Origin of the sequence: Fibrella forsythiae (genome assembly GCF_017353175.1) — a bacterium.
Classification (GTDB): domain Bacteria; phylum Bacteroidota; class Bacteroidia; order Cytophagales; family Spirosomataceae; genus Fibrella; species Fibrella forsythiae.
Genome location: NZ_JAFMYW010000001.1, coordinates 114,521 through 139,844, shown reverse-complemented (window position 1 = coordinate 139,844; position 25,324 = coordinate 114,521). Strand labels below are relative to the sequence as shown.

Here is a 25,324-nt window from a genome sequence, read left to right as displayed (position 1 = left end):
GCGTGTGGCGCGAAACAGGTCAAGCTAGAATGAACAAAAATAAACGTCTGTTTCTACTCATCCTGACGATGGCAGATACGGCCACGATCGTACCAGCTCTTCTCCCTGCACGTCAGATTGTGGCGGTCAGGATTTATCCTGTTGAACACCAGACTTTATAGGCTTTTGGCAAACTAACTTGTTCACTGTCACCGCAACCCTACACGTTTAAGGGAAATGAATATCCTTTTTTATGACTTTTCCGGGAATTTTCGCCAGTATGCATCGATAGCCGTATTTTTAGGTCTTGATCAGTCACAAAGAACTAATCCGACCGATCTTCAGGAGACTGTATGCCTGCCGAAGCTGAGAAACTACGTATATATGACCGAGCCGATAATAAGGGCTGGAAAAAGTGGGGACCTTATCTGTCTGACCGAGCCTGGGGCACTGTACGTGAAGACTATAGTCCCTATGGTGATGCCTGGAACCACGTTAGCCACGAGATGGCCCGCTCAAAGGCATACCGGTGGGGCGACGAAGGTATTGGGGGTATTTCTGATAACAAAGGGCATATCTGCTTTGCGCTCGCTTTTTGGAATCACCGCGACAATATCCTGAAAGAACGCTTTTTTGGCCTTACCGGACCGGAAGGAAATCATGGCGAGGACGTGAAGGAATTGTACTATTACCTTGATAGTACGCCCACACACTCGTACATGAAAATGCTGTACAAGTATCCGCAGCAGGAATTCCCATACAATAAACTGGTCATCGAAACCATGCGCCGCTCGCGGCAGGAGCCCGAATATGAGCTTCTTGACACCGGCATATTCGATACCAGTGAATACTTCGATATTGAGATCGAGTATGCCAAAGCTGACCAGAACGACTGGCTCGTGAAGGTGACTGCCCACAACCGTGGCAACCTGGATGCCCCCCTTACCCTGCTGCCAACCATCTGGTTCAGAAACACCTGGTCGTGGGGCTACGAGCAATACAGCACTCGCCCAATGCTGACAGGCATTTCGACCAGTCAGATCGAGGTGAATCACAAGCAGTTGGGCAAGTACAAGCTCTATTGTGAAGATGCCGACGAGTTGCTTTTCTGTGAGAACGAAACGAACACTGAACGTCTGTACGGCCGGCCAAACACCACATCGTACCCCAAAGACAGCATCAATAATTACATCGTAACGGGTAAACCTGAACACGTCAACCCGAATCGGATTGGCACGAAGGCATCGGCCCGCTACACCCGCAACGTACCCGCAGGCGGCAGTGTCACGATCAAACTTCGGTTCAGTGATCAGACCCATCAGACCCAACCATTTGGCGACTTTGATGCGTTGTTTGCCCAGCGCCACACTGAAGCCGACGTATTTTACCAGCAGTTACAGGCAAGCACCGTCAGCGGCCCGAATGCCAATACTGAACTGGCCAATATTCAGCGGCAGGCCTACGCGGGTATGCTCTGGAGCAAACAGTTTTACTACTACAATGTAAACGAATGGCTAAAGGGTGACCCCAAAATGCCGATTCCGTTCCAGGGACGCGTATATGCCCGCAATGAATCGTGGCGGCATATGTACACGGCCAACATCCTGAGTATGCCCGACAAGTGGGAATACCCCTGGTTTGCTGCCTGGGATCTGGCGTTCCATACGCTTACCCTGGCCCGGCTTGACCCCCACTTCGCCAAGCGGCAGCTCGCCGTTATTCTTCGCGAATACTATATGCACCCGAACGGGCAAATTCCGGCCTACGAATGGAATTTCTCGGACGTGAACCCACCCGTCCACGCCTGGGCCACCTGGAAGGTCTACGAGATCGACAAGCAGATGAACGGCGTCGGCGATGTAAACTTCCTCGAACGGGTCTTTCATAAGCTCCTGCTGAACTTCACCTGGTGGGTGAACCGCAAAGACGTTGAAGGCAACAACATTTTCGGTGGCGGCTTCCTGGGCCTGGATAACATCGGCGTGTTTGACCGGAGTCAGCCGCTACCCATGGGCGGCCGCATTGAGCAGGCCGACGGAACGGGCTGGATGGCCATGTACACGCTGAACATGCTGCGCATTGCGCTCGAGATCTCGCTGGTGCGCCCCTCCTATCAGGACATGGCCAGCAAGTTTTTCGAGCACTTCCTGCACATTGCCTCGGCAATGAACAACCTCGGCAAACAGCATATCAGCCTGTGGGACGAGCAGGATCAATTCTACTACGACATTCTGCATACACCTGATAAACAGGCACGTCTGTTGAAAATCCGGTCGATGGTGGGCCTTATTCCGCTGTTTGCCGTTGAGATCATCGACGATGAACTGCTGTCTAAACTCCCTGATTTTCGCCGGCGGCTGGAGTGGGTCCTGACCAACCGGCCCGACCTTGCCTCGCTGGTATCGCGCTGGCACGAGCCGGGTAAAGGCTCGACTCACCTGCTGAGTCTGCTGCGTGGTCACCGCATGAAAATGCTGATGCGCCGAATGTTCGACGAAGCCGAATTCCTGTCTGATTACGGCATTCGGGCGTTGTCTAAATTCCACGAAAAGCAGCCATACGAACTGCACATGAACGGCGAGTTGCTGCGTGTGAAGTACGTACCTGCCGAGTCGGAAACGAGCATTTTCGGCGGTAATTCCAACTGGCGCGGCCCAATCTGGTTCCCGCTGAACTTCCTGCTGGTTGATTCACTGCTGAAATTCTACCAGTATTACGGCGACGATTACGAAGTGGAGTACCCAACGCATTCAGGCCAGGTTATGAGCATTAAAGATGCTGCCCTGCTGGTTGCCGAACGGCTGATCAACCTGTTCCGCGCAGACGAAGCCGGCAACGTACCTGCCATGGGCGATCTGAACCGGTTTGGCGACGACCCGAATTTCAAAGGGCTGATCCTGTTCTACGAATACTTCAACGGTGATAATGGCAGCGGCCTCGGCGCCAGCCACCAAACCGGCTGGACCGGACTCGTTGCTGACCTCATTGAATACGTGTCTCAATCGGTAAAAAAAGACACCGTGGTTATCGCGAAGTAAAGAATCAGTTTATGGTTTACTAGAAAGGCCCGGTAGAAGTTACCGGGCCTTTCTAGTAAACCATAAACTGATTACGCTCACTCGTTGCAATCAACCTTCAAGAGCGGGAACGTCTGGCTGAACGTAAGGCTTTTCAGTGATGAAAATCGAACTGCCTTTCCATTTTTCTCCTCAATCGGGCCAAAGCCTTCGATCAGTTTGTCTCCACTCACCAGAAAGGCTACCTCCCGTTGCGACTCTACCCCTTCCGACTGAAATGTATAGTCTGCCACCAGGGTATCGCCCCGCATACGGCCAGCAAACGTACCTGAGTTGCGGTCTTTTTCTGCCAGCCGATAAAGCAACGTACCGGTGACCGTCGTGTCGTTCCGAAGCAGGGTAAGCTGGATGGTATCGGCTGCTGACGTGTAGGCGTAACAAGCCTTCACCGGAGTTGCAGAGGCCGTGTTGTCCGTGTCAGCTTTCTGCCCGTTCTGGCATGCGATCACGCCTATAAAGAGTAAGCCTGTTAGTAGTTGTTGGGGATGTTGGGTTATTACCATTTTTCTCACGCTAAACTATTGTTGTACAGTTAATTACTTCCGAACGAAGCGCATCAGCTCGACATCACCCGTCAGCAGGCTAAGGGTGTTGTCGGTTATTGAAAAGCGATTTACCTTTTTGATCATGGCCAGAAACGTCTCTTCACCGGGCCCGGGGCACATCATCCGGGTCATCACTGCGGCTTCCGGAAAGGTGAAAATATGACCATTTGTTGAGAACGGCCCGCTGAACGAATTGCAACCAGTTGACCCTGCAATACGATGATTCGTCGCGTCAAACGTGAGCGACGGTTTTCGATTGGGGTACAGGGTCACCAGATCGGCACCGGCTGAAGCCAGGTAATTGAGTTCCCATGTTCCAGTCAGTTCCGACGTTTCCTGGTTCGCCATCGATTCGCCGGATTGCGACAGGGTCCGTTCAGTCAGGTACAGATACGGCGGGTGAAAATGATGGGTAAACACATGATCTCGGCTGTCAGGATAACGGTTGTAATAAGCTGAATCGGCTAGCAGCACGATCGTATTGCCCGTACGTACGTAGTGATTGCTGTTGTAATAGTTGGGCGGAACGTACCCGGTCAGGTTTTTCTTGACGGTGTTTGCCGCTATTTTCCCCAAGTACCTCTGGTAATTCTTCTGTGCTTTGAGCGACGGTCTGCTGAGGTCACTATACACTTTACGAAGCACCAGCCGCTTAAAAAAAGGCTGTTTCTTAATCAGCTGATTAGCCCCGGCAAACGGGTTTGTCAGGTTCATGTCGTTCACCGTCTGAACGGAAAACGGCACCTCTGGCACCCAATCGGCCGAGTTCAGCACGTTATAGGCCCATCCGCCCTGCGTCATGGCTTCATACTCGTAGGCGTAGTACAGATTCCCCGGTTTTGGCCCCGCACTGCAGTACGTTTTGAACCGGATATCAGCGGGAATTTTTCCCCGACGCTGCAGATCATACAGGTAACTTGTCAGTAAAAATGCGATGCCACCACCCTGACTGTGACCCATGATCAGCATGTTTTTAATGCCTCTTCGGTACGACGAATCAATTTTAGGCAGGATATCGTTGGCCAGAAACGCCATGCTGACCAGCCAGCCAACATGTACCGCTGCCCGTGGATTATCGGCCAGGTGGTACGTAAATTTTTCGGTATCGGAAAGCTGCAGTTCGCCCTTTGCAGGTACCATAGCGGCATAGAAGTTCGCGAGCCAGCTAACGCTGTTTGCGGTTGTTCCGCGCAGACTGATCACGGCTGTTCCACCCGAATCGGTCCAGAGATCCCACCGGTTATCTAATCCCATAACGGCTGACCGGTACATCAACTGGAATCGTTGTGGTTTGGGAAAACTGGCTACATAGGTTGAATCGCCAAATTGGGCCGAGACCTTCATCAGTTCCATGTATTCGGCCTTATCAAACCCAGTTCTGAGCGATTGGGCTGATGCCAACGTTGTCAGCATGTCCAGGGTTACCATCAAGCTCAAGCAGACTGATACAACTGGAATCCGGACAGGTAGCATAACGTAGTGTACTGATGGTAAGGCTTTAACCTGGCAAAGCGCTCATTGTTCGGGTAGATCCAACGTTTTGCTCAAACGGTAACTGTCTATACGCAGGTGTACTCCGGTAAAAAAGTTAATCAGCCACTCCGGGCAATTGATTCCAGGATGATGTAAGTTGCATACCGGCCGGATGCTCTCCCCTTTCCGAACAGAAACGTATGGTCATGTGGCCAGTTTCGAGACGTATTAACCTGTTTGTCAGCCTGTTCCGAATGCGGAAAACGGCCAAAAACGCACTCTATCTGCTCCTTAACATCCTGTAAATTCGGCAGAAGGAGCAATCAGAAACAGCTCTATCAGGCTGATTGTCTGACGCTTACCCCAATCAACGAGTTAACGTACCTGTCCATGAAGAAGATGGATTGAAACGGCGTTGTTACTAGTTGAGTCGGTCCTACTTCATAGGGTAACGTAGCCCTTCTCAACGATGAAGGATTGCCGCTTTCGCTTATAAATCGTTATTGGCAACGTTCCCGGCAACGATTGCACAGAAATAGTGTGTGCCAGGGTATTATGTTACACTACCCTTTCGACTTTACAGGTAGACATGACAACAAACACGCTCCTGTGGAGACTTGCTTTCTCAGTGATTGCAAGTATACCGGCTCAAGCACAACCGGCACCCACCTATAGCTGGACAAATCTTCCCCGAATCGCCCAGCCTTCTTTCAGAAAAGATACCCTGAATGTACTAGCCTTCGGGGCAAAGCCCGACGGAATTACGCTGAATACCAACGCCATCAATTCAGCGATAGTAGCTTGCAGTAAAAAAGGGGGCGGTGTGGTGCTCGTTCCGGCCGGTCTCTGGATGACCGGGCCAATCGAGCTGAAAAGCAACGTCAATCTACACCTGAAAAAATCGGCTACCCTCCTGTTTACACCCGATAAAAGCCAGTATGCACTGGTTGAAGGCGTGTATGAAGGCAAACGCGCCGCCCGGAATCAATCGCCCATTTCGGGCAAAAATCTGGAAAACATTGCCATTACTGGTCAGGGTATACTGGATGGAAACGGTGACGTGTGGCGGGCTGTCAATAAAAACCAGCTTACCGAGAGCCAGTGGCAGGAAAAAGTGGCGTCGGGCGGTGTCTTGAAAGATGATGGCAAAACCTGGTACCCAAGTGAGCAGTTCAAGAAGGCAAGCGTCGGTAACCGTAGCATGCTGCTAACCGACGGCAAAACGCCGCAGGACTTTGCCGACATGAAAGACATGTTACGGCCCAACCTGGTTGTGCTAACCAATTGTAAGAACGTACTACTCGAAGGCATTACCTGCCAGAATTCTGCCGCCTGGTGTTTGCACCCACTCATGTGCCAGGACCTTACCCTGCGAAACCTGACGGTTAAAAACCCGGAATACGCCCATAATGGCGACGGCATGGACGTCGAGTCATGCAAGAACTTCTTGATCGAAGGGTGTACGCTCGATGTGGGCGATGATGCCATCTGCATCAAATCAGGTAAGGATGAAGAAGGGCGCAAACGCGGCATGCCCACCGAAAATGGAATTATCCGGAACAACACAGTATACAATGGCCACGGCGGTTTTGTGGTTGGCAGTGAGATGAGCGGTGGGGCGCGTTACATCTTCGTCTCCAACTGTACGTTCATGGGAACCGATAAAGGGATTCGTTTCAAATCGGTGCGTGGCCGGGGTGGCGTTGTCGAACACATCTACGCTAAAGACATATTCATGAAAGACATTGCGCAGGAAGCGATCTTCTTCGATATGTATTATTTCGTGAAATTCGCTACAGATGGCGAGCGAGACGTACGCCCGGTCCTGAACGAGGGTACGCCCATCTTTCGGAACATGAAATTCGAGAATATTGTCTGCAATGGAGCCACTAAAGGCGTGTTCATTCGCGGATTACCCGAAATGCCCGTCCGCAATATCGTCATGGCCGGACTTGTGCTAAAGGCCGAGAAAGGAATTGAACTAACTGATGCACAGGGCATAACGTTTACCAATGTGCAGCTGATCACCGAACAAACAAAACCTGTGATTGCACTCGACAACAGTAGCAACCTCACGTTCGATACCATACAGTACAACGCTGGAACAAGTCAGCTATTCGCGGTGAAGGGGGAACGGAGTCAGGCGATACGGATGTCGAATACCGATCTGTCGCGAGCCCAAACGAAAGCGGAGTTCAGCCAGGGCGCCACAGAAAAACAGCTGGTTTTCAGCGCAACGAAGTAAACGCCCGATCGTCACTCATGGTCAGATTCCTGCTGCTTTTGTGTCTGTTTGCCTGTTCAACGAAGTTGGCAGCTCAGACCACAACACCAACATCGGCAACGTACCCAGCTTCGTTTACCGTTGCCGCTGACGGCAGTGGTCAGTTCAAAACGATACAGGAAGCCATTAACGCCTTCCGCGACCACTCTCAGGTACGTGTCACACTCTACTTGCGAAACGGCATCTACGCCGAAAAGCTCGTGATTCCATCCTGGAAACCAACTATTCATATCATTGGCGAAAGCAAAGCGGGTGTTATCATCACGGGCGATGATTTCTCGGGCAAGGCGTATCCTGCGGGGAAAGACGCAACGGGTAAAGACAAATTCAGCACCTACACCTCCTACGTGGTGCTGGTTGACGCCCCCGATATCATTCTCGAAAACCTGACCATCAGAAACACGGCTGGCCGCGTCGGGCAAGCCGTTGCCCTACATGTCGAAGGCGACCGGTTTGTCTGCAGAAACTGTATACTGCTCGGCAATCAGGATACGTTGTTTGCCGCCGCAGAAGGCAGTCGACAGTATTACGACAACTGCTGGATTGAAGGGACAACCGATTTCATCTTCGGAAAATCAATGTCCGTCTTTCAATCGTGCACCATTAAAAGTCTCTCCGATTCGTATATCACGGCGGCGGCCACGCCAGCCTATCAGCGCTTTGGGTTTGTTTTCCTCGATTGTAAGCTCATCGCCAGCGAGACGGCCAGGAAGGTGTTCCTGGGGCGTCCATGGCGGCCACACGCTAAGACGGTCTTTATTCGTACCGACATGGGCAGTCATATTGTACCGGAAGGCTGGGACAACTGGCGTAACCCGATGAACGAAAAAACCGCCCTTTACGCTGAGTTCAAGAGCACCGGGCCGGGCGGCGACAAGTCAAAGCGGGTAACCTGGTCGAAGCAGCTTACGGCCAAAGAAGCCCAACGTTTTACGCTGGCAACCATCTTTTCGGGTACATCAGCCTGGTTACCTTAGCTCATTTTTCACTTTCGCTGCCGTGAATCGCCTTTCTCTGTGTGTGCTGATTGCTTGCCTGAGCCACGCTATCTGTGCTCAGCCCAATCTGCATAACGTCGACCAGGCATTGCAAGGGCCGATTTGGCGTGTGTGAGTTTCCTATTTGGGCAAACGCTCCTTTAAGAATCCGGTTCTCAACGCCGACTACTCCGATCCCGATGTTTACCGGGCAGACAACGATTTTTACCTGGTTGCGTCTAGTTTCGATGCTGATCCGGGCATGCCCTGAAACGTCAGCCGCCGATTGAGCACTTCGAGAAAACGCAACATGGCAATGGGGTTTGGGCTCCCGCTATGCGATACCACCAGAACGAATTTTACGTCTAACCCCGACCCAGACTTTGGCATTTACCTTACCAAGGCAACCAATCCTGCGGGCCCATGGTCGGCACCTGTGCTGGTCGAAGCAGGCAAAGGGTTAATTGATCCCTGCCCCTTGTGGGATGATGACGGGCAAACGTACCTGGTTCATGGCTGAGCTGGCAGCCGGGCCGGCATCAAAAGCATACTCACGGTTAAAAAGCGAAGTATCAGTGGCCAACAGGTGCTTGACAAAGGGGTTAATGTCTACGACGGCCACGAACTTGACCCAACATTTACAGCACAGACGGTCAAGTTTTTGCAAAGGCGGGCAGCGAATTTCGGGCTGAAGTTGGCCGCTGGATCGGAGCCAAAATGGGCATTTTCTGCACAAGAACCACGCAGATTAACGATTCAGGCTACGCCGATTTCGACTGGTTTCGCATCGGACCAGCACCGGCAACTGGCCAGTAAGTATTCTACACTACTTTGTGTCGGTCAGGAAATTCATCTCCCGCAACCAGCTTTCACATAAGGTAACCCATTGCTGAGTAGAGCCGGGATTGTTACGGAGTGCGATGGCATGCGCCCCCTGCGGAAATGTATGCAGACTTGACGATACCTTCATATCGACAAGCGCCTGATAAAATAACAGGCTATTGCGCTGGTCGACGCCCGTATCATTGAACGCATGGACCAGAAAACACGGTGGTGTTGAGGCGGTTACTGCGTTCTCCAGCGAGTACGTTTTCAGCTGGTCGGCCGACGGGTTTGGGCCCAGCAGGTTTTTCCGGCTTCCCGCATGGGCATACTGCCCCATGGTTATGACCGGGGAAACCAGAATCATGAAATCGGGACGAACTGGAAGGCGGCTGATGGAGTCACCAATCGCGGCTATGTTGCTGGTTGAGGTGCCTAATAACGCCGCCAGATGCCCGCCAGCCGACGTACCCTGGATTCCGATTTTGTCGGGCCTTATTCCCCATTTCTGTGCATTAGCCCGAATGACCTGCATCGCCCGCTGGGCATCCTGCAATGGTCCCAGTTCACGCTGTATCAGATCAGGTGAGTTGGGCAACCGATAGTTGAGCACGAATGCGCTGATACCCATTGTGTTGAACCACTTAGCCAGTTGCTGCCCACTGATAATATAGGCCAGGCGTTCGTATCCGCCACCGGGGCAAATGACAACCGCTGCACCTTTATTCTCCTGTATCGACGGAAAGAACGTATACATCCCCGGCGTTCCGACCCTGTATATCCGCTCATTAGCAATACTATCCGTTAACCGCATCCCCTTGGTGTTTGGCATTTTACCGGCTGGCCACAGAGGCATAAATGCCTGCGCACGCAGGGAACCAGCCGCCAGGATCAACAGCGTACTGAACAGATAGATAAGGCGCATGGCGTTTAATGTTCGTTCTTCTCAACGAAGCTAATCTACTTTAGACTACAAAGCCATATCCATCCTCAAACCCTTTTTGATCGTCTGTGAGTCGATGCGAGCAGACGTGCAGGTTCTCTTCTTCGCGCCAAACGGTCAGGTAGTGGAACATCGGCTTGTACTCGAGTGCACGATCTTCGAATTTGAACGGATTCGTGTGTAACGGCTGTTTTAGTCCGCCCCCGCCACCAATGACCAGAAACACCTTGCCGCCCACTTCAAACTTCTCAAACGCATGCGCATGGCCCGTTATGAATAGTTTAGCTTTTTTTGATGCCTGATACGGTGCAACGAAGCGTTGCTGTACCGGTTTGCTCGACCCCACGAGCCGGCTGTTTGAAAAAGGCGCGTAGTGAGTAGTGACGATAACCGATTTTATGTCGGGGTCGTCGTCGTAGGTACGTAGGGTGTCCTCGTAAAATGCCTGCTGTTGCTTTTGCTGATCCAGCGTAAGGGTGCTAAAGTTCGAGTTCAACAAGATGACGCCCACGCCGTCGGTAACGTGCGCATAGCCCGTAGGCACGTGGTCTGGAAACCGTTTCTGGAAATTCCGCTGTCCTTTCTTCGGTCGTCCCATTACATCATGATTGCCCATAATGGCCTTCACGTCAATGCCGGCTTCTTCGCAGTTTGCCAGAAACGTATCGACCATAGGCCAGGCTCCGTTTTTGTAGCCCAGCACAACCACATCGCCCAGCCAGTAAAGCGTTTCCGGGCACCGTTTCAGGATTTCGCGAAAGATCGCCTGTGTGGCCTTCACATTATTACGCTGTTTTAAAAACAAAGCTTCTATCCACATAGGAGCTTGTGTATCAGCAAGAAAAGCTAAAATTGGAGCGTCCAAGATATAATTCAGGTTTTAACTTTCAGGGATTCAGGTGCGCTGCTGATTAGCAAGGTGGTGCTGTTGTAGTGCACTTGAATCCCTGAAACTTATGACTACTTTTTACCAGGTCAGGGCCCGCCAGACAAGCGTTGCCTGAAGCATCAGGCAGGCATCGTCGGTTTGAGTGGCATCGTACCATTTTACTTCAGCAGCAATGCCCAGATTCCTGGAAATCGGCTGCGTATAGGTGCCGGCAGCCATCCAGCCAATACTGAACGTACTGCCCCGGGTAACACCACCATAATCGAGGTGCGAGTTGATCAGATAGGGGCCTGTACCAGCATATAATGCAAAGCGCTTCACCACCGACATTGAAAAAACAGCGAGGATGGGAATGGCCGAGACACGTACCCGGGCAACCTGGTCGTTGGCGGTTCCCGAATACGAATACATGTTCACGAAACCAGTTTCAACGCCCAACCGTAAGCGGTGATCTGTTTGCCACATCACGCGTAACGAGATCGGCGCCGACCAGCGGTTCTGGTGTTCGTCTGACAGGCTGCCAGGCGTGCGGATAGGTGCCGAATAGACCGATGTGCCGGTGCTGGCATACACCAGCAATCTGAACGGCCCTCTGTTTGGGCGTGTCGAATCAGGTTTGGCATCCCAGAGTTGGTCAGGACTCAACTTCCGGGGAGCTCCTTTTCGGGTAAACGCTGGTTTATAAGCATTTATAACGGGCTGCGGTCGACGAGGCCGCCTGGCACGTACTGACTTTTTATCATTTTTTTTCGGAGAGGGAGTTGGCTGCTGTTGCTGGGCAAGAGCCAGCGTAGTGACACTGAGCCAAAGCAGTAAGACAACTGACCAGCTACCCATCCAGTTTCTATTGTTGGTGTACATAATGGTAGTAGGCCACAATTGGCGCATAGTTGGAAAGGATGCCATCGAAGGTGTCGTTCTGCACAAACTGTTGTATAAACTCAGGTACGTCGAGCGTCCAGATAAACACCTTGCGACCCTGTTGTTGCATGGCCAATGTTGATGGAATCTGTTCGCCAAGCGTCCAGCGAGGTGCCCACACCTTGGCGTTGATGCGCCGGGCAACGCTTGTGTCAAGTTCGCAGATCGATTGTAACTGTGCATGATCTGGCAGGGCCTCAAATTGAGCCACTCGTTCTTCAGCAGGCAGACCAATGTAAATTGTCAGTTTTCGTCCCTGCTGGCTGGCGCGCTGCTGATAGGTCTGCTGAATGGTTCGAATCAGATCCATATCACGCACATCTTTCGAATCGAGCCAAACGGTTTGCAGATTCGTCTCGTTCAGCACGGCATCGAGCACCTGTGTTAAGCGGGGTATTTTTTCGCCGTTCCGGAGCCGCACGAACGCATCGAGTTGATCGAACGTGTAGTTTTCAACGGCACCGATCAGACCTGTTTTCTGGGTTAAACGCAGGTTCAACTGGTTATCGTGGTAAATAATGGGTACACCATCCTGCGTTTGGCGAATATCAATCTCAACACCTGTTGCACCAAGCCGCTCGGCCAGCCTGATAATCTCGACGCTGTTTTCCGAGGCAGGCAACAGATCTGAGGTACGCCCGCCTCCCCGATGCGCCAGAATCTGAAAGTCTTTTGGGTTCAATGGCCGGTCATAGGTCAGGGTCAGCAGTTGATTTCTAACGCCATCGCCATCGCCATACACTCCCTTAAAGATCACCTGTCCTTTTTTTAGAGCTGTACAGCAATCGGGTGCCAGTAGCGCACTTGCCCCGTTGGCTTCCACCACCACAAAACGGGCAGTACCCGTTTCGGCATTAACAAGTCGGCGCCAGAACCCTTCAAACACCAATGAATCGCCAATCTGGCGTCCCTCCAGCACGAAAAACGCAGCCTGAGGTTCGCAAAACAACGACATGTAGTAGGTTGTATCGCCAGGCTTTTTCGCCAGGTAACTCCATTTGGCGGCAATCTCGCCACCAAAAATGGGCGATCCTTCGGCCACACTGTACACCCCCTCGCAGGCTTTGCGGGTTTGGCTATACAGCAATTTGGCCCCGGCTACGTTCAGGCCGTCGGTCAGTTGCTGTGGAATAAGAACGGTATCGTTCAGACCGGGGCGACAACCGGCCAGATAACCCGCCCAGGTAACGAATAGGCTGTAAATGATAAAGCGAGAGAACGTCATGCTAGTTGTTGAGTAAGGTTTCATAAAAAGAAACCAATAAATGCTTCCGGGTAGAAGATGTTCCGGTCGAAGGTGTCGTAGAGCGACCAGAACTGCCAGTTGAAGTTTGTGTAGAGTGCCCTGAAACCAAGCGCTACGTGGCGTTGTCCAAAAAAGGCCTGCTCTAGTGTAACGGTTCCTCCATACCCGTTCAGCAGGATCTCGCCGCGATCGCTAACCGTTTGCCCCACCCTGGATCGGTAATACAGCCCCAGGTCGACTTCGCCCCGTACGGTAACCAATAAATTGCGGGATGACCGGAAGCCGATGGCCAGGTTGGGGGCGCTTTGGATGCCAAAACCACGGTTATTGAACTGCGCCAGTTGCAGGGAGCCAAACCAGGCCCCCACGTCGGCACCTGCCGATCCATAGAACTTGCCTTTGATGGGCGTGCTGTACCGAAGCCCCACTGACGCATTATTCTGCAGGAACTGAAACGTAAACCGTCCGGTCAGGGCCAGTTTATCGGTTAAACCGTGAAGCACAATCAGATCACCGGCCGGTATACTGATCTGAATTTCTTCGGTAATGTCGCGCGGTGACGTAGTGAAAGTAACTCCCAGCGTAGCCCGGCTCGTCCCCTTCGCCAGCGGACCCGGAAAATGCACGAAAGGGATTTGTGGTGAGGTGGAGTCGACAGGGACAAGGAATTTCCCCTGCTGATACGTCCGCCGATACGGGTTAACGGGTTTCTTGGGCCTACGGGGCGTTCGCTGCTGTCCATACACTGAATGAAAGCCAAGTCCAGTCAGGATTAGCAGGAAAGTAATAATACGCACCATAGCGGATAATCGGGTTTACGAAAGGTTACCAGTAACGTAATAACACGATCATCCTAAAAAAGTTAGTTGACCTATCGTAGCGCCGATTGTGGTTCAGCTGTTGATACAGGCACATTCAACGACAGCAGCCACATGCCGACATACGTAAACAATCCGTTGAGTAACAGACGCTCAAAGCTGAACGTGTAGCCATTGAACCAGGCCGCCGAATGGGCATTAACGTAGTAGGTAACCAGGGGCGATAATACACAGACGATTGGTACGAATTTGTCTCGAACGGATCGATTATTGAACAAACCAAATGAATATAAGCCCAACAGTGGCCCGTAGGTGTAGCCTGCCAGATCAAAAACTGCCGTGATTACGTCACCACTATTGAGCCGGTTGAAAATAACAATGACGATCCAGAACAGGACTGAAAAGCCGATATGTACCCAGTGTTTGATGCGAGCCCGCTCCACTTCGGGTTTCTTTTCCACGTTCATGAAGTCGATACAGAACGAGGTAGTCAGGGCCGTCAGTGCCGAGTCAGAGGAGGCGTAGGTTGCGGCAGTGATGCCCAGCAGGAACGTGATACCGACAACCGGCCCGAAGTGATTCAGCGCCAGTAACGGGTATAATTCGTCGGTTTTGGCAGGAAGTGCAATGCCTTTCGTTGTGGCATAGATATACAGCAGCGCACCCAGGCACAGGAACATGAAATTGACAATCGTCAGCGTAATAGTGAACCAGAACATATTCTTCTGGGCCTCCCCAATATTCTTGCAGGTCAGGTTCTTCTGCATCAGATCCTGATCCAGACCGGTCATCACAATGGCGATGAAAATGCCCGAGATAAACTGCTTTAAAAAGTGACGAGGATCATTGATGTTCTCGAAATAAAACACCTGCGAGTACGGGCTGCTTTTGATGGCCGCGGTTACCTGACTGAAACTCATATTCAGTTCGCGGGAGATCAAAACGATTGTCAGCATTACGGCTGTAACCAGGAAGGTGGTCTGCAGTGTGTCTGTGATAATGATCGTTTTCACCCCGCCTTTAAACGTATAGAGCCAGATCAGCAGGATGGTAATTGCCACGGATACCGAGAACGGAATACCCAGATCATTGAAGATAGCGAGCTGCAAAACGCCCGCAGCCACGTAAAGGCGAACCGCAGAACCTACTGTACGGGCCAGCAGGAAAAAGCCCGCACCGGTCTTGTATGACCAGAACCCGAACCGCTTTTCCAGGTAGCCATAAATTGAAATCAGGTTCAGCCGATAGTACATCGGCATGAGTACCGTGGCGATGACGTAATAACCAATAATATACCCCAGCACTACCTGAAAATAAAAGAACCCTTTATACCCCTCGAACCCCTTAAAGACGCCCCCTACGGCCCCAGGGACAGATATAAACGTCACGCCCGACAGCGATGTACCGATCATGGCAAAGGCAACCAGGTACCAGGGTGACTGCCGGTTGGCCGTGAAGAAAGTGTTGGTATCTGCCCCCTTTGAGGTGTAGTACGACACCGTGATAAGCATGGCAAAATAGGCAATCAGAATAATGAGGGCGATGGTTGAATTCATGCGGAATGGGCAACTTTTAGCAGGCTGATGGGGTTATTTTAACGGGTAATAACCGGTCAAATTTCCGTAAATTTGCCAAAGAATCAACTACCAATCTCTGTTGTTATGATGCCGTTTTTTGAACCCGAGGTGACTGTCATGGACGAAGTTGTAGAAACTGAGGTATATAACCTCGTAGTCTTCAACGATGAAGTCAATACCTTCGAATACGTCATCGATACGTTGATCGAAGTGTGCGAACACTCGCCCGAACAAGCCGAACAGTGTACGCTGCTGATTCACTACAAGGGCAAATGCACCGTCAAGAACGGCGGTTTCGAGGAATTGGTCCCCCTCCGTAATGAGATATGCCGACGCGGCATCTCGGCGGAAGTCTTAAACTGATTTCGGAGTTGGGATTGCGGATATCGGATTTGCTACGCTGTCAGTATCAACGGCAGTTTCACGTTCGAACGCCGCAGTCCGATATCCGCAATCCCAAATCATACATCCCTTGGAGTTTCCCTCGAAGCTTATTGAAGACGCGGTAACGGAGGTGGCCAAGTTGCCGGGCATTGGCAAGAAAACGGCCCTGCGGCTGGTATTGCACCTGCTGAAACGCGACGAAGAACAAACCCAGACACTAGCCCACTCCCTGACCGAGATGCGGCTGAAAGTGCAGTATTGCAGGAAATGCCATAACCTCTCCGATGATACGTTGTGCGGCATCTGCGCCAACCCCCGCCGCGATGGCTCGATTGTCTGCGTGGTAGAAGATACACGCGACGTGCTGGCCGTTGAAAATACCGCGCAGTATAAGGGCCTGTATCATGTGCTGGGCGGTATTATTTCACCCGTCGAAGGCATCGGCCCCAGCGACCTGCACATCGACTCGCTCATTCAGCGACTTACGCAGCAATCTGAGGCCGACGAGCCCGTCAAAGAGATTATTCTGGCCCTCAGCCCAACGATGGAGGGCGACACAACGGCGTTCTATCTGCAGAAAAAGCTACGCCCGTTCCAGCTTAAAATCTCAACAATTGCCAGGGGGATCCCCATCGGGGGTGATCTGGAGTATGCCGATGAAGTCACTCTTGGCCGAAGCATTTTGAGCCGGATCGCCTACGAATAGTAAGCAATACTGATCAGACAACGTACCTGATACTCCCAGCCTGAACACTTCAGGCTGGGAGTATTCGTTTACACCAGACCGCAGGCGATCTTTTTATTCTATTTCTCCCGTAGAGATAGCTATAGCACATACTTCGCCGGGAAATGTTCGGTTTTCCGGGCAAGCCGAAGGGAAACGACACTCACACGCTAACGATCCATACCCGATGCGTACCGTTGCACTTGAAGAACATATCAGCCTGCCCGAACTGACCAGCCGAATTCCTGAAGAATTGATAATTGCCCGAGGATGGCCTGCGCCGGATAGCCCGAACTCACCAACGAAGCGGGTTGGGCCTGAGCTGAGGGAAGTGGGGGAAGCACGCTTGAAGTCGATGGATGAGGCAGGTATAACCGTGCAGGTTTTGGCTGGCATGCCGAAACAGCTATTCATGTGTTACGGCTGATCTTGTCAGGTACGTTCGAGCGGTTTAAGGAACTACAAGTAATCATCGGCCATATGGGCGAAACGCTACCCATGATGATGGCGCGTTGCGACACGATTTTTAAGCCCGAAACGACGCATCTGCCGCGCACGATCAGTCAGACCCTGCAAGAGCAGGTATTCATCACGACCAGCGGCATCTTTACGCAGCCTCCCCTGATGGCAGCCATCGCTACGTTCGGTATCGACCGCATTCTATTCTCAGTTGACTATCCGTTTAGCACGAACGAACAGGGGCGTTCATTTCTGGCCGAACTGGCACTTTCTCCTGACGAACTTGACAAGCTCTCGCACGGCAACGCAGATCGATTACTTAATCTGAAGCAGATGGCGCTGTGAGCTACGGCCTGTCTGGCAACGTACCCATAATAGCAACGTACCCGGATGACCAAACCAATTCAGGTGTAGCCATCCGGGTACGTTGCTGTTAGAACTTTCCCGACTAGGAGTTGCCGTGGCCGCCTTTTGTGCCGCCAGTTGAACTTCCGGCGCTGTTACCGCCTTTGCTGTGTTTGCTACTCTTGTGTGATGTCGAGTTTCGGCCCGCGCCAGCACTTCCATGACCCGCACCATTATCAGCTTTATCGCCCGCTGGCACGTCTTTGTACTCTTCTTCGACCTGCTCCAGTGCTTTCTCGTTTTTCGTTGCCATACCGTTAGATGTTAATTACAGCGGATTAACCAAGTTAACAAGTAGAGTGTTTAGAGCCATGCCGGGTTCAGCGGCCAAATCTGTATCTTTGAGAGACTATGGCAACCCAACCCAGTACCCGTTCCGCTGCTCTGACAGCCCCTACCCTCGCCTTCCTGTCTGACCTGGTTCAGAACAATTATCGTGACTGGTTTCACGCCAACAGAGCCCGATATGATGCCGCCAAATCAGAGATAGAAGCATTTACCGCCCGACTCATCGACGGAGCATCGACGTTCCATCCATTACCGAATACCAATCCGAAAGATTGTATTTTCCGGATCAACCGCGACATCCGATTCTCGAAAGACAAGGCTCCGTACAAATCAAATTTCGCCATTGCGCTTGGGCCCGGTGGGCGGCATTCAGGTCAGATCGATTACTACCTGCATATTCAGCCGGGCAACGAATCTTTCCTGGGTGCGGGGATGTGGCAGGCAACACCCGCTCAACTGGCTGCGTTCCGACAGGAGATCGACTATAATCCTGATTCACTCAAAGACATTATCGAAGCCGACGAGTTCAGGAAATATTTTCCGGAAGTATCTGGTGAAAGCACGAAAACGGCCCCCAAAGGCTACTCGTCCGATCATCCCGACATTGACCTGCTTAAACGCAAGCAGTTGTTCTTCATGCACCGGTATACGGATAAAGAAGTGCTTAAATCCAATTTCGCCGATGAAGTACTCCGGGGTTGCCGACTGGTGAAACCATACTGCGATTATCTTAACGAGCTGTTTTTCAGTCAGGAAACGCAGGATATCCAGTTGTAGTCCAGGCTGTTCTTCCATCAAAAACGGGTCAGGTACGTTGCTGTAGGTGTAAGCAACGTACCTGACCCGTTTTTGATAAGCGTCGACTTTACTTAGTTGTCGCGCTGGCAGAAATCAGGTTGGCGAACAGGCGATAGGCACCTGGAACGCCGTTGGGGAGCTGGCGGAAGAAAGCTATACCAGTGTAAATGAAGTGACCTTTCCCGTAGGCAGTATAGATCAGGCTACCTAACTTAGGCGCCTCGCCGGTATCGTTCATTGAGAAGAGCGATTCATAGGCCTGCCCGTAGTCCTGCGCAAAATAAAGGCCCCGCTCCTGCACCCAGCCTTTAAAGTCTTCTTCAGTAATTTTGTTGGGTTTATTCAGCAAAAACTGACTTGGATTCAGTAGCGTAATGGTCGCGTCTTCTTCGGTCACACGATCTCGGCCAACCGCGAAAGGAAACGGACCGATCTGATCCACTTTCAGACCCGATTGCAGAACGGCATTCCCTGGCGTCACATACTGCACCACCATCGTTCCGCCTTTTTTCACGTAATCGAGCAGTTTTTCCTGTGAATACCGCAGCCGATCTTCGGTATTATAGGCCCTGATCCCAACCACGATGGCGTCGAAACGGGACAGGTCTTTGCCCAGTTCAACTTCATCGAGTAGAGTAACCGTGCAACCCATCTGGCGAAGCGCAGCGGGAACTTCATCGCCAGCCCCCGCGATGTAGCCAATATTTTTGGCTTTCACCGTTACGTTCAGGCGTTCAACGGTTGCTTCGGCGGCGGGAAACAGCGTCTGTGGTGGAATGTGCGGGTAACTGATCGTGCGGATTCCATTCATAAACCGGGCGCCATCAACAGTAGCCACGGCTTTTAATTTACCCGTTGCGGCATTGCTGTTCAGGGGAGTCAGTGTAAACGTAACCCGTTGCTCCTGGAGTTTTTCGGTCATCGCAAAGGCTTCTGACGAAGGGGTTGCCCGCCAGCCTTGTGGCAACTCAAGACTCACCGTTCCTTTCACCCCCGCCCGGTTGGCTTTCACCACGACATCCACGGTCTTAGCCACGTTATCAGTAAAGGCATATACACGCTCAGTGAGGTTCACCGTCACGTCGGGCCGAATTTCGAATGAGCGGAATAATTCCCCTTCGACCGGATCCGTGTATTTATACAACCAGGGTCGCGTATACGTAAATGATTTTCCTTCCAGTTCAATCGTGAACTCGGCCGTCAACTGAACTGGCGCTTCCGGCAATCCAATCAGTTGCTGGTCGGTCACGGTAAACAATCCTTTCTGTTGTGGTTTTTCGAGCCAATAGGGCTGGGTGTAACGCAGGCTAGCTGGCAGTTTGGCTGGGATGGCAAACGAAATCTGCTCGTTCGGCTTCATCAGCAGATTCATCGTTGTATCCCGCCCCGACTGTGGCAACCGGATTTTCACCAGCTTGACGGGAAAATTGAGCCGGTTGATCGCGTTGAGCCGCACATCTATTTTCCCGCCCGGTGTTGCTTCAAAATCAGCGGGCAGTGCTTCAAATACCAACCCTAAACACTGTTGAATCAGCGTTTCGATCTCCGCCAGTTTGGTACGCACATACACCTGCGAAGTATCCAACTGGCTTATTTCCTGATACAGGGCAACCAGCGCCGGCACGCTGGCCGCTGGCTGGGCCGGATTGAACTGGCTGCTCAATTTATACACCTGCTCCTGAATACGTTCTGTATTGGGGATCCGGTTCCAGCTCATGTCAATACCATCGATCAGATCGGCCTGCGGTTTGTCGCCTTCTTTCAACAACAGGTAATCGATCTTATTGCCCCGGTTGGCGGCTACACCAAATCCCTGGCTCTTGTGCTGGCTCCGGCTCTCTGCCGCCAACTCGCCATACGATTTTCCGAGTAACGGATTGTATAAACCGGTTTCAACGCCGATCACGGTACCAGTCTCGCTTGGGCGGTTATTGCTCATGAACTGACCCGGTATAAAGGCATTCCAGAACAACCGCCGGGCCTGCCATGGTTTTACCAGTTTCAGTTGTTCAGGATATGCTTTGGGGTCATTCGCCAGTTTGAAGGCTTCTTCGGCCAGATAGCCTGATGCCGAATGGTGACCATGTCCTGCCCGGCTGTCGGGCGGAAAGCGGGTCACGATCACATCGGGCTGAAATTTCCGGATCAGGTAAACGATATCGCTCAATACCTGATCACGTCCCCAAACCTTCACCGCCTCGTCTGTCGACTTTGAGAAGCCAAAATCATATGCCCGGCTAAATAATTGATCGGGGCCATCAACCCGGCGGGCGGCCAACAATTCCTGCGTCCGGATCACGCCCACGTACTCGCCCTGCTCGGCACCGATCAGGTTTTGCCCACCGTCACCTCTGGTCAGCGACAAGTAGGCGGTGCGCAGGTTTCGTTCATTGTGCAGGTACGTCAGGAAGAGCGTATTCTCATCGTCGGGGTGGGCGGCGATATACAGGACACTGCCCAACACATTTAGCCGACGAATACCCAACTGAATATCGCCGGGGGTAGCCGTTCGGGGCTTACCAAAGGGAACCTGAGCGTGGGTGTCAAAAGCAAACAAACCGATCAAGACGGTCAGTAAAAGTAAACGGATAGGTCTCACAGGATGAATGTCAATGGGGTTTCAGAACAAATAAACAGTTTGTTCTGTACAGCGTCAACCCAATTGACAATAATGGGGTTCACTACCCGCTTATCAGGCCCGGCTCTGGCACCAGCGCAACGTGGGCCATTACACATCTTGCCAACAGGAAACTACCGCCAGGCGGGTTGTTCGCCTGGACAGATTCGGCAGAAAAACGGGTTTCAACTTCTACAGGCAGGTACGTTCTGCTCCTGAATCACATAGTTGACACGCAGCCTTAGAGACAGGGATGAGGCTGGATAAGCTACACCGATCTGAACGGATTTCCCCTGATTTAGCTCGAATGGACACTGTCTGATGAGCTGTAAACGCGGCCGCTAAGCATAAACAATGAACCATGGTGTATACTAAAAAACGCTTTATCGTTAGGGATCAGAACACTAGGCTGAGCAAACTGGCAGTTAGTTACGGTAATAGGTGCCAAAACCATCCTTTTTGTATTAAAAATAACCAAAATAAACCTGTAAAAAGTCAAGAATGGGCGTTTCCAAACGTGTTTATGATACGGCAAATTCTATCTTTGCGACCATTCTAACAACCTTTTCTAAGTCAAAGCATGAATAACAGTCTTTACATCGTACCGCTGTTGGGTTTAGTGGGATTGGTGGTGATGATCGCCAAATTTAGTTGGGTAAACCGGCAGGAAGCCGGCGATGCCCGAATGCAGGAGATTGCCGGTTACATTGCCGATGGTGCCATTGCGTTCCTTAGGGCCGAGTGGCGGGTACTTATCATCTTCGGAGCGGTCGTTGCGGCCGTGCTGGCATTTGCCGGTTCGCAGGTTGAAAACTCACACTGGTTCATTGGGGTCGCTTTCGCCATTGGCGCTTTCACCTCAGCGTTTGCCGGTTACATTGGAATGAAAGTCGCCACCAAAGCGAACGTGCGTACGGCCCACGCAGCCCGTACCAGCCTCACACGTGCTCTCGACGTCTCGTTTACGGGTGGGTCGGTTATGGGTATCGGGGTTGCCGGTTTGGCCGTACTTGGCCTGAGCGTGCTGTTCATCCTGTTGTATAATTATTTCGTGGCCAAATCGGGCGGAGCCTTCGGCGATGTCAACGGTGTTCCAATGGAGCGCGCGCTGGAAGTGCTGGCCGGTTTCTCGCTGGGAGCCGAATCAATTGCCTTATTCGCCCGGGTAGGCGGCGGTATCTACACGAAAGCAGCCGACGTAGGGGCCGACCTGGTTGGCAAAGTAGAAGCGGGTATCCCCGAAGATGACCCGCGTAACCCGGCTACCATTGCCGATAACGTAGGTGATAACGTGGGTGATGTGGCCGGTATGGGCGCCGACTTATTCGGTTCGTATGTAGCTACCATTCTCGCCACTATGGTGCTGGGGCGTGAAATTGTTATTCCTGAAGCAAGCAATATCGTTGGTCACGCACCAATCGTTTTACCTGTACTGATTGCTGGCATGGGCCTGATCTTCTCGATCCTGGCCTGCTACCTTGTGCGTGTAAAAGATGACAATGGTAATGTACAGGGAGCGCTCAACCTGGGCAACTGGGGGTCGATCATCCTGACCGTAGTAGCCTCTTATTTCCTGGTGAACGCGGTACTGCCAGAGGGTATTATGAAGATTCGTGGCGTTGAGTTCACGCGTATCGATGTGTTCTTCGCCATCCTGACGGGTCTTATCGTTGGTGCCCTGATGTCGATCATTACTGAATATTACACGGCAATGGGTCGTCGTCCGGTCCTGTCGATCATCCGGCAATCAGCTACGGGTGCGGCTACTAACATCATCGGCGGTCTGGCCGTTGGTATGGAATCTACCGTATTACCTATCCTTGTTCTGGCAGCCGGTATCTACACCTCCTATCACTTCGCTGGTTTGTATGGTGTAGCTATTTCTGCCGCCGGTATGATGGCCACTACCGCCATGCAACTGGCTATTGACGCATTCGGTCCGATTGCCGATAACGCTGGTGGTATTGCCGAGATGAGCTACCTGCCCGAAGAAGTTCGTGGCCGCACTGATATTCTGGATGCCGTAGGTAACACCACCGCCGCCAGCGGCAAAGGCTTTGCCATCGCATCGGCAGCCCTGACTGCTCTGGCCCTGTTTGCCGCTTTCGTGGGTATCTCGGGCATTTCGGCCATCGATATTTATAAAGCTGATGTATTGGCAGGTCTGTTTGTAGGTGCTATGATTCCCTACATCTTCTCGTCGCTGGCCATTGCAGCTGTGGGGCGTGCGGCTATGGCCATGGTGGAGGAAGTTCGTCGTCAGTTCCGTGAGATTCCGGGCATAATGGAAGGCACGGGCAAACCCGAGTATGAGAAGTGCGTCGCCATTTCAACGCAGGCGTCTATCCGTGAGATGATTCTGCCTGGTGCTATTGCCCTGTCAGTTCCCATCGTTGTTGGGTTCATTTTCGGTCCTGAAGTACTGGGGGGTCTGCTGGCTGGCGTAACCGTATCAGGCGTTCTGATGGGGATCTTCATGAATAACGCCGGTGGTGCCTGGGATAACGCCAAGAAATCGTTTGAAAAAGGGGTGCTGATCAATGGCGAGATGTACTATAAAAAATCAGAGCCACACAAAGCATCCGTAACGGGTGATACCGTTGGTGATCCGTTCAAAGATACGTCTGGCCCATCCATGAATATCCTGATCAAGCTGATGTCGATTGTATCGCTGGTTATTGCGCCGTATATCGCTATCAAATCCTCGGATGTAGCTGGCTTTAACAAAGAAGGCAAAGTTGCTGCGGGTACAGAAGTACCGCTGGAAGAATCTACAGCGGCCGACAACAAGCAGGTCAGCACACCCAATAATCAGTTCACTCCTATTGATATTAATCTGGGCAAGGTGTCGCTGACAGGCGTTGATGTTGATGGCGTTGAAGCAAACCTGCTGACGTTTATCAAGTCGGAGAAGCCCGTTGATAAAACGACCTGGTTCGACTTCGACCGGCTGACGTTTGAAACGGGAAAAGCCACGCTGAAGCCGGAATCGCAGGAACAACTAAAGAATGTCGCCGAAATTCTGAAGGCATACCCAGCCGTGAACATCAAATTGGGCGGCTATACCGATAATACGGGTAATGCCGACGCGAACCTTAAACTCTCAGGCGATCGTGCCCAGTCGGTGAAGAAAGAACTGGTAGGTCTGGACATTGCAGACAACCGTCTGGAAGCTGAAGGATACGGTCAGGAGCATCCGGTTGCCTCAAACGATACGGAAGAAGGCCGATCACAAAATCGGCGTATATCTATTCGTGTTACGAAGAAGTAAAGCGTGCTGTTATCGCCTTATGTATAGACCAGCCTCGCAGGGGGCTGGTCTCTTTTTTGCGTAATAATGACCACTGGCGTTGCTTCATCACATAAAGGGGCAACCTTTGTGGTAACATACACCTCGTTCCCCTCCATGTCGGTACCGGCTTTGTGAACTCAAAGTGGTTCAGATATGTACTTTTTGAAAGAACTAATTATGACAAAAGAAACGTCTTACGGTATCCTGGCCGCAATCGATTGGAATTCTAACGATTGGCAGGGTCCTTCAACTCCTGAAGATTTAGAGAAAGCTAACTTCACTTTTGTCAAAGAAAATGATATTGCCAATGCGTCACTGAATTTTGGACACAACGTATTTCCAGCTGATGAGCAGGGGAATTACCGTGGTTTTTTGCCGCACCTGTTTGCCAAAACACCAGACGCGGAAAAATCAAAAACCGTGAAAATCGTCATCCTTAAATCTAAAGACTGGCATGACGGTAATACCTACATCGTCGGTTTCTACGCGTTTCCAACCTTCAAAAAAGAACGGATAAAATCACCGACCGAGGCCATCCAGGAAGATATTGATACCAACATAAAGTCGCTGGTAAAGAATATTCATTTCCTGGAAAATCGGGTCAACCTGAGCGTTCCATCAGAAATAACAAAGTCGCTACCGAAAGACAAAAAGCCCGGCAAAATGGGCTATAATTACCTGAATCAACTCAGCATCGAACGCCTGCTCGACGTTATGAGCGCGTTGAATCCTGATGATAAAAAGCTAAGTTCGATCAAGCTGAATTTGTTCAAAGCGATGGGCTACAGCATGGTCTAGCTACCCAT

Annotated in this window: 24 protein-coding genes; 14 read left to right on the top strand and 10 right to left on the bottom strand. The window is 51.6% G+C overall.

Features of this window, described 5'->3' with window-relative positions:
* The first annotated feature begins 332 nt into the window (after nucleotides 1-332).
* Nucleotides 333-3,017 carry an MGH1-like glycoside hydrolase domain-containing protein gene (locus tag J2I46_RS00760; protein WP_207327014.1) on the top strand — a complete coding sequence of 895 codons (2,685 nt, stop codon included), beginning with the start codon at nucleotides 333-335 and terminating at the stop codon, nucleotides 3,015-3,017.
* 77 nt (nucleotides 3,018-3,094) lie between these two features.
* On the opposite strand, the gene J2I46_RS00755 is transcribed toward J2I46_RS00760, so the two are convergent.
* Both J2I46_RS00755 and J2I46_RS00750 read right to left on the bottom strand, forming a co-directional pair.
* Entirely contained in the window at nucleotides 3,095-3,505 is a 411-nt protein-coding gene (locus J2I46_RS00755; RefSeq protein ID WP_207327013.1) for a hypothetical protein, read from the bottom strand.
* An 87-nt stretch (nucleotides 3,506-3,592) separates the two neighbouring features.
* Nucleotides 3,593-5,014: an META domain-containing protein gene (locus J2I46_RS00750; protein WP_229379426.1), complete on the bottom strand. Its 1,422-nt coding sequence runs from the start codon at nucleotides 5,012-5,014 to the stop codon at nucleotides 3,593-3,595.
* Nucleotides 5,015-5,702: 688 nt separating this feature from the next.
* Between J2I46_RS00750 and J2I46_RS00745 the strand changes: the two genes are divergently transcribed.
* The 5 genes from J2I46_RS00745 (at nucleotide 5,703) to J2I46_RS33425 (ending at nucleotide 9,151) form a co-directional block, all read left to right on the top strand.
* Nucleotides 5,703-7,319, top strand: a complete 1,617-nt coding sequence (locus J2I46_RS00745) for a glycoside hydrolase family 28 protein (RefSeq protein WP_310588971.1) — start codon at nucleotides 5,703-5,705, stop codon at nucleotides 7,317-7,319.
* A 17-nt stretch (nucleotides 7,320-7,336) separates the two neighbouring features.
* A complete protein-coding gene (locus J2I46_RS00740; RefSeq protein ID WP_207327010.1) occupies nucleotides 7,337-8,335 on the top strand; it encodes a pectinesterase family protein in 999 nt (332 codons plus the stop codon).
* 145 nt (nucleotides 8,336-8,480) lie between these two features.
* Entirely contained in the window at nucleotides 8,481-8,606 is a 126-nt protein-coding gene (locus tag J2I46_RS33290) for a family 43 glycosylhydrolase (RefSeq protein ID WP_310588970.1), read from the top strand.
* Nucleotides 8,607-8,651: 45 nt separating this feature from the next.
* Nucleotides 8,652-8,855: a family 43 glycosylhydrolase gene (locus tag J2I46_RS33285; RefSeq protein ID WP_310588969.1), complete on the top strand. Its 204-nt coding sequence runs from the start codon at nucleotides 8,652-8,654 to the stop codon at nucleotides 8,853-8,855.
* Between the two features lie 197 nt (nucleotides 8,856-9,052).
* Nucleotides 9,053-9,151: a hypothetical protein gene (locus tag J2I46_RS33425; protein ID WP_374758071.1), complete on the top strand. Its 99-nt coding sequence runs from the start codon at nucleotides 9,053-9,055 to the stop codon at nucleotides 9,149-9,151.
* 10 nt (nucleotides 9,152-9,161) lie between these two features.
* Here the strand turns inward: J2I46_RS33425 and J2I46_RS00725 are convergent, their stop codons facing one another.
* The 6 genes from J2I46_RS00725 to J2I46_RS00700 form a co-directional block, all read right to left on the bottom strand.
* Nucleotides 9,162-10,082 carry an alpha/beta hydrolase gene (locus tag J2I46_RS00725; protein WP_207327009.1) on the bottom strand — a complete coding sequence of 307 codons (921 nt, stop codon included), beginning with the start codon at nucleotides 10,080-10,082 and terminating at the stop codon, nucleotides 9,162-9,164.
* Between the two features lie 40 nt (nucleotides 10,083-10,122).
* Nucleotides 10,123-10,965, bottom strand: a complete 843-nt coding sequence (locus J2I46_RS00720) for a metallophosphoesterase family protein (RefSeq protein WP_262897987.1) — start codon at nucleotides 10,963-10,965, stop codon at nucleotides 10,123-10,125.
* A gap of 102 nt (nucleotides 10,966-11,067) precedes the next feature.
* Complete coding sequence (locus tag J2I46_RS00715) at nucleotides 11,068-11,877, bottom strand: hypothetical protein (protein WP_207327007.1); 810 nt, start codon at nucleotides 11,875-11,877, stop codon at nucleotides 11,068-11,070.
* A complete protein-coding gene (locus J2I46_RS00710; RefSeq protein WP_229379424.1) occupies nucleotides 11,834-13,135 on the bottom strand; it encodes a glycerophosphodiester phosphodiesterase in 1,302 nt (433 codons plus the stop codon). The genes J2I46_RS00715 and J2I46_RS00710 overlap by 44 nt, the downstream gene beginning before the upstream one ends.
* Nucleotides 13,136-13,155: 20 nt before the next feature.
* Nucleotides 13,156-13,956 carry a hypothetical protein gene (locus J2I46_RS00705; RefSeq protein ID WP_207327005.1) on the bottom strand — a complete coding sequence of 267 codons (801 nt, stop codon included), beginning with the start codon at nucleotides 13,954-13,956 and terminating at the stop codon, nucleotides 13,156-13,158.
* Nucleotides 13,957-14,027: 71 nt separating this feature from the next.
* Nucleotides 14,028-15,530, bottom strand: coding sequence for a sodium:solute symporter (locus J2I46_RS00700; RefSeq protein WP_207327004.1), 1,503 nt, complete (start codon nucleotides 15,528-15,530; stop codon nucleotides 14,028-14,030).
* 105 nt (nucleotides 15,531-15,635) lie between these two features.
* Between J2I46_RS00700 and J2I46_RS00695 the strand changes: the two genes are divergently transcribed.
* From J2I46_RS00695 to J2I46_RS00680, 4 genes are all read left to right on the top strand, one after another.
* Entirely contained in the window at nucleotides 15,636-15,914 is a 279-nt protein-coding gene (locus J2I46_RS00695; RefSeq protein ID WP_207327003.1) for an ATP-dependent Clp protease adaptor ClpS, read from the top strand.
* A 109-nt stretch (nucleotides 15,915-16,023) separates the two neighbouring features.
* On the top strand, nucleotides 16,024-16,641 hold the full coding sequence (recR, locus tag J2I46_RS00690; RefSeq protein WP_207327002.1) for a recombination mediator RecR: 618 nt from the start codon (nucleotides 16,024-16,026) through the stop codon (nucleotides 16,639-16,641).
* A 205-nt stretch (nucleotides 16,642-16,846) separates the two neighbouring features.
* Nucleotides 16,847-17,086, top strand: a complete 240-nt coding sequence (locus J2I46_RS00685; protein WP_207327001.1) for a hypothetical protein — start codon at nucleotides 16,847-16,849, stop codon at nucleotides 17,084-17,086.
* Nucleotides 17,074-17,463: an amidohydrolase family protein gene (locus J2I46_RS00680; protein ID WP_207327000.1), complete on the top strand. Its 390-nt coding sequence runs from the start codon at nucleotides 17,074-17,076 to the stop codon at nucleotides 17,461-17,463. The genes J2I46_RS00685 and J2I46_RS00680 overlap by 13 nt, the downstream gene beginning before the upstream one ends.
* Nucleotides 17,464-17,566: 103 nt before the next feature.
* Here J2I46_RS00680 and J2I46_RS00675 read toward each other — a convergent pair whose 3' ends face one another.
* The gene (locus tag J2I46_RS00675; protein ID WP_207326999.1) at nucleotides 17,567-17,776 is read right to left on the bottom strand and encodes a hypothetical protein; all 210 of its coding nucleotides are present in this window, start codon (nucleotides 17,774-17,776) and stop codon (nucleotides 17,567-17,569) included.
* Nucleotides 17,777-17,874: 98 nt separating this feature from the next.
* Between J2I46_RS00675 and J2I46_RS00670 the strand changes: the two genes are divergently transcribed.
* Nucleotides 17,875-18,588: a DUF2461 domain-containing protein gene (locus J2I46_RS00670; protein ID WP_207326998.1), complete on the top strand. Its 714-nt coding sequence runs from the start codon at nucleotides 17,875-17,877 to the stop codon at nucleotides 18,586-18,588.
* An 88-nt stretch (nucleotides 18,589-18,676) separates the two neighbouring features.
* Here J2I46_RS00670 and J2I46_RS00665 read toward each other — a convergent pair whose 3' ends face one another.
* On the bottom strand, nucleotides 18,677-21,208 hold the full coding sequence (locus tag J2I46_RS00665) for a PIG-L family deacetylase (RefSeq protein WP_207326997.1): 2,532 nt from the start codon (nucleotides 21,206-21,208) through the stop codon (nucleotides 18,677-18,679).
* Between the two features lie 72 nt (nucleotides 21,209-21,280).
* On the opposite strand from J2I46_RS00665, the gene J2I46_RS00660 reads away from it, so the two are divergent.
* From J2I46_RS00660 to J2I46_RS00650, 3 genes are all read left to right on the top strand, one after another.
* Complete coding sequence (locus J2I46_RS00660) at nucleotides 21,281-21,445, top strand: hypothetical protein (protein ID WP_207326996.1); 165 nt, start codon at nucleotides 21,281-21,283, stop codon at nucleotides 21,443-21,445.
* Between the two features lie 361 nt (nucleotides 21,446-21,806).
* Nucleotides 21,807-24,497: a sodium-translocating pyrophosphatase gene (locus J2I46_RS00655; protein ID WP_207326995.1), complete on the top strand. Its 2,691-nt coding sequence runs from the start codon at nucleotides 21,807-21,809 to the stop codon at nucleotides 24,495-24,497.
* Between the two features lie 198 nt (nucleotides 24,498-24,695).
* Complete coding sequence (locus J2I46_RS00650) at nucleotides 24,696-25,316, top strand: hypothetical protein (protein WP_207326994.1); 621 nt, start codon at nucleotides 24,696-24,698, stop codon at nucleotides 25,314-25,316.
* The last annotated feature ends 8 nt before the right edge of the window (nucleotides 25,317-25,324 follow it).

What these genes read in the sequence shown, in the direction of transcription:
- J2I46_RS00675 (WP_207326999.1), bottom strand. Translation starts at nt 17,776, where the DNA reads ATGGCAACGAAAAACGAGAAAGCACTGGAGCAGGTCGAAGAAGAGTAC.
- J2I46_RS00700 (WP_207327004.1), bottom strand. Translation starts at nt 15,530, where the DNA reads ATGAATTCAACCATCGCCCTCATTATTCTGATTGCCTATTTTGCCATG.
- J2I46_RS00725 (WP_207327009.1), bottom strand. Translation starts at nt 10,082, where the DNA reads ATGCGCCTTATCTATCTGTTCAGTACGCTGTTGATCCTGGCGGCTGGT.
- J2I46_RS00740 (WP_207327010.1), top strand. Translation starts at nt 7,337, where the DNA reads ATGGTCAGATTCCTGCTGCTTTTGTGTCTGTTTGCCTGTTCAACGAAG.
- J2I46_RS00710 (WP_229379424.1), bottom strand. Translation starts at nt 13,135, where the DNA reads ATGACGTTCTCTCGCTTTATCATTTACAGCCTATTCGTTACCTGGGCG.
- J2I46_RS00670 (WP_207326998.1), top strand. Translation starts at nt 17,875, where the DNA reads ATGGCAACCCAACCCAGTACCCGTTCCGCTGCTCTGACAGCCCCTACC.
- J2I46_RS00685 (WP_207327001.1), top strand. Translation starts at nt 16,847, where the DNA reads ATGCGTACCGTTGCACTTGAAGAACATATCAGCCTGCCCGAACTGACC.
- J2I46_RS00750 (WP_229379426.1), bottom strand. Translation starts at nt 5,014, where the DNA reads ATGCTGACAACGTTGGCATCAGCCCAATCGCTCAGAACTGGGTTTGAT.
- J2I46_RS00715 (WP_207327007.1), bottom strand. Translation starts at nt 11,877, where the DNA reads ATGCGCCAATTGTGGCCTACTACCATTATGTACACCAACAATAGAAAC.
- J2I46_RS33425 (WP_374758071.1), top strand. Translation starts at nt 9,053, where the DNA reads ATGGGCATTTTCTGCACAAGAACCACGCAGATTAACGATTCAGGCTAC.
- J2I46_RS00655 (WP_207326995.1), top strand. Translation starts at nt 21,807, where the DNA reads ATGAATAACAGTCTTTACATCGTACCGCTGTTGGGTTTAGTGGGATTG.
- J2I46_RS00660 (WP_207326996.1), top strand. Translation starts at nt 21,281, where the DNA reads ATGGGGTTCACTACCCGCTTATCAGGCCCGGCTCTGGCACCAGCGCAA.
- J2I46_RS00760 (WP_207327014.1), top strand. Translation starts at nt 333, where the DNA reads ATGCCTGCCGAAGCTGAGAAACTACGTATATATGACCGAGCCGATAAT.
- J2I46_RS33285 (WP_310588969.1), top strand. Translation starts at nt 8,652, where the DNA reads ATGGGGTTTGGGCTCCCGCTATGCGATACCACCAGAACGAATTTTACG.
- J2I46_RS00695 (WP_207327003.1), top strand. Translation starts at nt 15,636, where the DNA reads ATGATGCCGTTTTTTGAACCCGAGGTGACTGTCATGGACGAAGTTGTA.
- J2I46_RS00705 (WP_207327005.1), bottom strand. Translation starts at nt 13,956, where the DNA reads ATGGTGCGTATTATTACTTTCCTGCTAATCCTGACTGGACTTGGCTTT.
- J2I46_RS00650 (WP_207326994.1), top strand. Translation starts at nt 24,696, where the DNA reads ATGACAAAAGAAACGTCTTACGGTATCCTGGCCGCAATCGATTGGAAT.